Annotated in this window: 2 protein-coding genes and 2 pseudogenes; all 4 read left to right on the top strand. The window is 52.9% G+C overall.

What is annotated here, in order from left to right; genetic code table 11:
- Positions 1–218, top strand: a pseudogene (locus OB13_RS03200) (hypothetical protein); the annotation flags it as partial.
- A gap of 2 nt (positions 219–220) precedes the next feature.
- Positions 221–1,672, top strand: coding sequence for a hypothetical protein (locus OB13_RS03195; RefSeq protein ID WP_461488704.1), 1,452 nt, complete (start codon positions 221–223; stop codon positions 1,670–1,672).
- 160 nt (positions 1,673–1,832) lie between these two features.
- On the top strand, positions 1,833–5,297 hold the full coding sequence (locus OB13_RS03190; protein ID WP_461488703.1) for a hypothetical protein: 3,465 nt from the start codon (positions 1,833–1,835) through the stop codon (positions 5,295–5,297).
- 176 nt (positions 5,298–5,473) lie between these two features.
- Positions 5,474–6,309: pseudogene (locus tag OB13_RS03185) on the top strand (hypothetical protein); the annotation flags it as partial.

Here is a 6,309-nt window from a genome sequence, read left to right as displayed (position 1 = left end):
ACTGGGTGATGTTCCTGCTGCTGAATGCGGCCATAGCTTTTATCATCCCGATTATGCAGGTCACCAACAACGACATCGAGACGCACTCTTATACCTATATGTTTGCTTTCGTGAACATGATTTACAGTCTGATTCTTTTCTTTCTATTCTCCATCCTATTCAAAAGAGGCTCCGTGCAGGCATGGACAACTCCTATGAAATGGCCTAATAAAAAATAACTATGGCAAAGCTTTTTGTATTCGGTATCGGCGGCACCGGCTCACGCGTTATTCGCTCGCTGGTAATGCTGATGGCCGCTGGTGTCAAGATCCAGAACTGTGATAAAATCGTACCCATCATCATCGACCCCGACACACAGAACGGGGACATGAACCGGACGGTAGAACTGCTCAAAACTTACAAGCATATACACGATGGCCTGGGCCGCCGCGACGAAGGATTCTTTCATACCGACATCAGCACCTTGTCCAGCATAGCCGGTGATGGTACTGCCAAGATCCGGGACAGCTTCGTGTATGACTTCGGAGGGATCAACAAGCCCTTCAAAGACCATGTCGGCTACAACCAACTGGACGTAGAAAGCCAGGCGCTCATTGACCTGCTGTTCACGCCTGAGAACATGAACAACAGCCTGGATGTAGGCTTCCGCGGCAGCCCGAACGTCGGCAGTGTGGTTCTTAACGAGATCATCGATTCCCCGGAGATGCGCTTCTTTGCGTCCAATTTCCAGGCAGGCGACAGGATTTTCTTTGTGAGCTCGATCTTCGGAGGAACAGGGGCAGCCGGATTCCCGCTGCTGCTCAAGAACTTCAAGGATGGCCGCACCACCTTGCCCAATGCGGCCAGCCTGAACAGTGCCTTGACCGGTGCGATGGTGGTGCTGCCGTACTTCTCGCTGGAACAACCTGCTCAGGGAGTGGAGGCTGATTTTATCGATTCCAATACCTTTACCACCAAAGCAAAAGACGCCCTGTCCTATTACCAGAATCACCTGAATGGGGTGAATGCCGTGTACTACATGGGTGATACGCCGGACAAACCGATGGAGAACAACCCGGGGCGGGCCAGCCAGAAGAACGATGCCCACCTGGTCGAGTTGCTGAGTGCCCTGGCCATCGTGGATTTCATGGATTACTCTGACAATGAGCTTTCGGGCAACGAAGTATACCACGAGTATGGCCTGCGGGAGGATGTGAGCGAGGTACAGTTTGCCCATCTCGATGCTGAAACCCGGGAGCGGATTGCCACCCAGCTCATCCGTTTCCATTATTTTGAGCGTTATTATACCATGCACCTGCCCGGCGACGCGCAGGCAGCCTATGCCAAAGGAGTGGACCTGACCAGTGCCATCCGCAACGATGCGGTATTCAAGGAGCTGAACAAGTTCCTGACGCATCCGGAATTCGGCTACCAGTCCTGGTTGCGGGAGTTGAGCCGCAAAGAAAGAACCTTTGCTGCCCTCAACCTGAACGAGACTGACTTCAACCGGATGGTAACGGATAAACAGATCGAGACCGGCTTCCTCAACAAAGGCATCAACCAGGGAGCCTTCGTGAAAGAGCTCAACCGTGCTTCCGAATCCATCTCTGAACGCAACGCTTTCAAGGCAACCATCAAAGCCTTTGAAACAGCAACGGACAGGCTGGTGGAGGAGAAACTCAAGTATAGTTAAGAGAAATAAATAGCGCGAGCCTCTTGGCTCGTGTTTATTATAGTGAGGCCTCCGGCCGCTTTGCACAGAATAATAGGGCCAGAGGCCCCGCTATAGTTAGACACGAGCGTGGGCGCTCGCGCCATATATGGCAAACATACCTTAAAACAAACGAAACAACATGCCGAAAGTACTTCGTCTTCATAAAACCGGGTCTAACGTGGAAGGCTGGGCAAAAACCAGCCAGATCACCAGCACCGAGATTAAAGATATAACCGATGGCGCCGGTGGCAGAGCCGTTAAGATCAACGCTTCCATCCCGACCCCATTTGCCCGCATGCACCTCTTCGAAACTGCTTTCGACTTCGTGAAGCAGGGGGTGACAGGCTCCAATAACAACAGCATTTACCACAAGTTCGTGACACACTTCTGGGACCTGTGGGAGCTGCTCTACAACTACCAGAGCTATGCGCAGGCCGGGAACAAGATCATCGTCAGGCGCTGGAACAAGCACCAGCAGCTAAGTGCAATGCAGTCCAACCCGAACACCAGCCTGCTGGGCCGCACGCTGGAGCTGTTCATGAACGACAGCCGCTTTCAAGGTATAGAAGATATCTTCCTGTTCTTCTTCGAATCAACTAACAGCAGGGGAGAGCGGCAGATGCAGCTGATCGGCGGTACTTCGCCGCTGACCTTCCTGTTCGTGTCGCCTAATGTGCAGCCGTTGGGTATAAACCGTGCCCAGAATATCGGTACCTACTTTGACCACAACTATGTGGCCCTGAACGACCGGGAACGTGATTTCAAGGAGTATGTGCACAAGCTGTTCGTGTCTAATCCCGCCTTTATACAGGCCTTCCCGGCGGTATACAATTCCCTGGATGAAAGCCTGCTCCGCAACATCAGCATGTCCGGTGCAGTGGGTCAGAATGCCATTGCCTCGGAATACCTGCAGCTCGTAGATTACCAGCAGAACCCGGTGCATGTGGGGCATCTGAATTTCCTGGTGAAGAAAGACCAGACGGCTGTGACCAGCAGCGACCTGTTCATCCGTCCGACGCATTCCGGCTTTACTGGAGAGCGACCGATCGTGCTGAAGCCGGATCTGCGACTGGCACCCAATATCAAGTATGTCAACAACCTGGCCTGGCCTCCGAATACTACCGTGGGTTACTCCGACGAGAAGGCATTGGCGAACCGTTCGCTGCCAGGCGTAGGCTTCAATTACCCATACCTGACCATCAACGACCTGCTGCAGGAAACGATCGTGCAGGTGCCGTACGAGGTGAACACAGACAGATTCTACAGCGGCACCGTGGTACATCAGCCGGGCGTAACGGATAAGACATTCAACTACCTGCTGCCGATCACCAGCCTGTACTTTGATTTCTTCACGCCGGAGGATCTGGCCAACCACCTGACCTTCCACATCGATGTGAATCATGTGCGGGTGACCCTGCAGATTCCCACCGAAAAAGGAAATGTGGTATACGAGCGCAGCTACTACGACAACCCGCTCAACTCAAAAGATGCGCACGGCAATGCTATACCTGAAAAAGGGCATATCCTGAAGTCGAAGATCGGTCTGGGCGTATTCCCTTTTTATAAGTTCACGGATGCGGCCCAGTACAATGACTTCTATAAAGTGATGCTGGTGGATGAGGACATCGATCCGCTGCTGGTGAACAAGAACCACTCGCTTGCCTTCTATGCAGGCGGCAAATTACTCGAAGCAGGAGGCGGCATCATTTCGGCTTCGGCACACCGCCGCACTAAGAAGAGCAACAGCAGCGCCGGCAGCACCTACTACGAGATCAAAGGCACACACTTCGACTTTGCGGAGTTCACGCACATGGGGGTTGACTTCACGGGCAAAGCCCTGATCGTACCGAAATTCCAGGAAGTGCAGCAGGGTATACACAATTTCACCTTTGCCATTGACTTCGGTACTTCCAACACGCACATCGCCTATACCTCCGGCGCGAACCAGCCGCCACGGGAGTTTACCATCACGGCAAACGACCTGCAACTGGTGATGCTCAACAAGGCATCCGATGATCCGGCTCTGACCGATTACCAGCGTTTCCACAAGCGTGGCTTCGGTAGATTGTTTGCCGTAGAGACCTTGCTGAAGCGCGAGTTTATACCGTTGATCATCGGCTCCGGGGGCTCGCTGTATTCTTTCCCAACCCGGACAGCTACCTGTGAGTCTATCGATTTTGAAAACCAGATACCGAACCTGTTTGGCAACATCAACATCGGTTTCTCCATCAACACAGAAGGCACGCACCAGGAGCAGTACAAGCAAACGTACCATACCGACCTGAAGTGGAGCGAGACGCTGACCAACACCGGCAAGCGTCGCATCGAAGCCTTCTTCACCGAGATCATGCTGCTCATCAAGAACAAGGTGGTGCTCAACAACGGCAACGTAGCCGCTACGAAGATCGTGTGGTTTGCGCCTCTGAGCTTCGATGAATATTCACGCAACATGTTCCAGAACGTATGGGATGGCGTGTACAACAGTGTATTCAAGAACGGCAGAACGACAGCTTGCATCACAGAGTCGGTGGCACCATTCTACTTCCTGTCCCGCACCGGCGCTGTGGTACCCAGCCAGGATGAGAACCTGATCAACGTGGATATTGGCGGTGGTACGACGGACGTATTGCTGTTCACCAACCGCAAGCCCTCGCATAGCTCTTCTTTCCGCTTTGCCGGCAACGACCTGTGGGGCGACGGTTTTGCTACGGTGAAGACCAGCAAAGACAATGGCCTGCTGCAGTATGGCGTGGACCATGTGCTGCGCATACCGCTGACCGAAGAGGGAAGGGAATACCGCAAGTTCCTCGAAACAGCGTTGGACAACCCGGATTTCAACTCAGCCGATATCAGCTCTTTGCTCTTCAGCTACGACAAGGAACTGCAGTACAGTTCCCAGTTGCTGCAGGCCCGCCAGCTGCGCCTGCTGTTCTACCTGCACTTTGGTTCGCTGATGTATCACCTGGCACAGCTCGTGCAACAGCTCGATGTGAAGGTACCGCGCTATATCTCCTTCAGTGGGCGCGGCAGCTTGTATATCAAGTTGCTGAGCGCGGGAAATAATTTGTCGAACGTAGAGCGCTTTGCCAAAGCCATCTTCCACAAGGTGACCGGGCAGGAGCCGCCGGCTAATTTCAAGCTGGTATTGGTCGACAATCCGAAGCAGGTAACGGCCAATGGCGGTGCCATGGCGCTGGAAGGAGCTGACCTCAACGACCTGACCAACATTCCGATCCTGCATCCGACGGGCTCTGCCAACAGCGAAGATGCGCTGACGCCGGTCACCAAAACAGAGATCACCAGCGTACTGCGCCAAGAGGTGATGGACAACGTCATGGCCTGCCTCGAACTGCTGCTCGACGATCCGGACGTGTCGCCGCTTATGCGCTCCATGGGCGTGGAAGTAGACCCAAGACGTGTACTGGATTTTATGAAAGTTAACATACAGGATAGCTATACCATGGTGCTGGAAGATACCGTACGGGGTCTGACAGACAGGGAGAAGCTTCACGAAACCATGTTCTTTATGCCATTGAAGCAATCGCTATACCTGCTGTCCAAAGAACTGTACCAGCAGCAGGCACAGGTAAGCAGCATGGCCTAAAGGATGTGAATGTACCGCTAATGGGATTGACCACCCCTGTTCCGAAGAGGGGCAGGGGTGGTTTGATTCGGTAAAGGCTGGTCAAATGCAGTAAGCAAAACTACTTCCAAAAAAACCAGTATCTTTCACCTCCAAAACATCAACATAAATTCTATTTAGAAGAAACAGCATTGAACATGGATTATTTAGCAATCATACTTAGCGTTATCGCACTGGCAGCAGCTGGATTTGCCTTTCTGAGAGCCAGCAGCTCCCATCGTATCCTGGTAAAACGGATCGAAACGCTGAAGGAAAAAAACAGCATCCTGGATGCAAAACTCAGAAAGCTGGAAGGCTCCGGTGGCAAAAGCAACCGCCCGGCCAATGAACCGGGTGAGTCAGGACGCAGAAACCAGCCCCGGCACGAAAGGCAGGAGCAGCAGCATGAGCCGCGTCACGAACAACGGAACGAGCAACGCCAGGAACAGCGCCACGAACAGCGTGAGCCGCGTGAGCAGCGCCAGAAGCAAAGAGAGAGACAGCCGCAGCAGTCGCAAGCCCAGCAGCAACTGCAGGACCCGCAACAGCCTGGCCAACCCAAAAAGAGAAGGGAAAACAGAAGACGCAACGAACCTATGGAAAGAAACAACTATGACGAGATCGGCAGAGAAAATACGGAACGTGTCTCTGCTCCGATCAACCTGGAAATTGCCGGTGGCGATCTGCTGGCCGAACTGGAGTATGCAGCGGTGCACACCCCAACCGAGGCGCCTGCTTCAAACGAAAACTACTCCGGAAAGAAATATACCATTATACCCGAAGATGGGCTTATTCGCCAGCACCAGTTGCAACAACAACCGGATTCGGACAGCTACATAGAAGTGGATGTTCCTGCGCAAGGGAGCAATATCACCAATTACCGGTTCAATCTCTCCGGCAACCAGGCATTCGTTATTTCGCAAGGTATAGACCGCCTCGAAAATGCCTTTTCTTTTGAAAAACCATCGAACCGCAAAGTAAGCCAGGTAGTTTT

This window comes from Pontibacter sp. HJ8 (assembly GCF_054824225.1).
Note: the sequence above shows the minus strand (reverse complement) of the source record. Positions and strands in the feature narration are given on the sequence as shown.